Source organism: Dolichospermum sp. LEGE 00246 (assembly GCF_015207865.1).
In the GTDB taxonomy this organism is placed as follows: domain Bacteria; phylum Cyanobacteriota; class Cyanobacteriia; order Cyanobacteriales; family Nostocaceae; genus Dolichospermum; species Dolichospermum heterosporum.
In genome coordinates, this window is the sequence record NZ_JADEWA010000763.1 from 1 (window position 1) to 1143 (window position 1143).

Consider the following 1143-nt stretch of genomic DNA (forward strand, 5'->3'; position numbering starts at 1 on the left):
GATTTGTTTCTGATATGTTTCATTTAATAAATACTCCTCAAGTTCTTTGAGATCATTTTTATAATCTTCTCTATTTTGATGAGCAAGATAAGTTTCATCAAAATCTGTAAAAACAACGTATTTTGGTTCTGGGACAGAAGGTAACAGTTTTATATTATGTTTGCAATATTTCATATAATGCTTATACACATTATTTTATTTTTTGTGAGATTCGGGCGAAAAGACTTTATATTTTACATTCTATTATAGCCCACATTCAGTAGGTAAAACCAGAAAAAAGGTATTTTAATCTAAGTGGACTAAAGGTAGCTAAGTAGTGAGACAGAATTAATTACACAATGTCATTGCGTAAGCATTGCGTGGCGTTAGCCATATGGAACGAAGTGAAATCAAGCAATCGCCAGGGTTGTGATTGCTTCCCTTCGCTCACAATGACTGTAAATATTTTTGTCCAATTACTTAAAGTGAAAACAGAACTACAAGTGGATGTTAAAGACATTGACCATTTATGGATAATTGCGGGAATTATAGATGAAATAGGGATTGTGAAGATAATAGATCAAGAAATAGGGACTCATGCACAAGAGAAAGTTAGCGCTGGACTTGTAGTTAAAGCGATGATAATCAATTGTATGGGATTTATAACCGCACCATTCATGGATTGCACCTGATGGCAAGTCAAGAAAGAAGGGTGCAACGCGAATCCCCCGTAGTACATACGCGAACAAAATATTTTTGAATTCACCCCCTATCTCCCCCTAACCGAGCAATATTGAATGACTAATGACTAATTACCTATTCTTCCGTTGTCCTTTTTCTGACAAAGAAACACTACCAATTCCTTGCAAAATACCTCTACCAACTAAACCTAAACCCTTACCGACTATTTGAGTAAGGACGAAAACAATTCCAGTTCCTAAAAACCCTACCAATGATTGGATACGTGGAGAAATAGCATCCCGAAATTCCAGTATTAATGTTACCCCTAAAGGAATACCGGAAAGTTGAGCTAATTCTTGATTTCGAGGAGCATAAATTGATATTTTCGTAATTCCACGAGGGGAGAAAACAAAGAACTCATAGCGACTTTCAAAAATAGTTTGTGCTTCAGTTATATATTGATATAATTGATATTTCCAATAT

2 protein-coding genes are annotated in these 1143 nt (G+C 34.9%); one reads left to right on the forward strand and one right to left on the reverse strand.

Going from position 1 to position 1143, the window contains the following annotated elements:
- The first annotated feature begins 431 nt into the window (after positions 1 to 431).
- The gene (locus IQ228_RS26200) at positions 432 to 671 is read left to right on the forward strand and encodes a DUF4277 domain-containing protein (RefSeq protein ID WP_051424263.1); all 240 of its coding nucleotides are present in this window, start codon (positions 432 to 434) and stop codon (positions 669 to 671) included.
- A gap of 120 nt (positions 672 to 791) precedes the next feature.
- Here IQ228_RS26200 and IQ228_RS26205 read toward each other — a convergent pair.
- Positions 792 to 1143, reverse strand: a 352-nt coding sequence (locus IQ228_RS26205; protein WP_193965032.1) for a DUF3685 domain-containing protein, incomplete at its 5' end; no start/stop codon positions are given.

Bases quoted from the DNA above. Each gene is read 5' to 3' on its own strand.
- IQ228_RS26200 (WP_051424263.1), top strand. From the start codon at position 432: ATGACTGTAAATATTTTTGTCCAATTACTTAAAGTGAAAACAGAACTA.